Origin of the sequence: Pseudomonas sp. GW456-12-10-14-LB2 (assembly GCF_002884345.1) — a bacterium.
In the GTDB taxonomy this organism is placed as follows: domain Bacteria; phylum Pseudomonadota; class Gammaproteobacteria; order Pseudomonadales; family Pseudomonadaceae; genus Aquipseudomonas; species Aquipseudomonas paraglycinae.
The window spans coordinates 1-277 of record NZ_POHV01000130.1; the positions used below are offsets into that span (position 1 = coordinate 1).

At 69.7% G+C, this 277-nt stretch carries 1 protein-coding gene; it reads right to left on the reverse strand.

What is annotated here, in order from left to right; translation table 11 throughout:
• On the reverse strand, positions 1 to 277 hold a 277-nt coding region (locus C1X29_RS29860; protein WP_305888214.1), incomplete at both ends, for a cytochrome c-type biogenesis CcmF C-terminal domain-containing protein.

The following is a 277-nucleotide window of genomic DNA, read 5'->3' on the forward strand; positions in this document are numbered from 1 at the left end:
CCGTGAACGGCCCGACATGCTGCGGCTCGCCGACGCGCGCCGCGACCAAGGTCGCCTGCGTAAACGCCGTATCACACGCCATCCCGGCCAGGCTCACCGCAATGCCGAGGTGCGCCACCACCATGCCATAGGTAAACAGCGGCGTGCGACGCAGGTTGCGCTTCCAAAGGGGTGCGACGCTCGCCACCGCCAGCCCCGCCGACAGCGCCAGCCCGAGCATTGGCAGCAAGGCAATCCCGCTCATCGTCGCCAGCAGGATCAGCGCCACGCCCGTCGC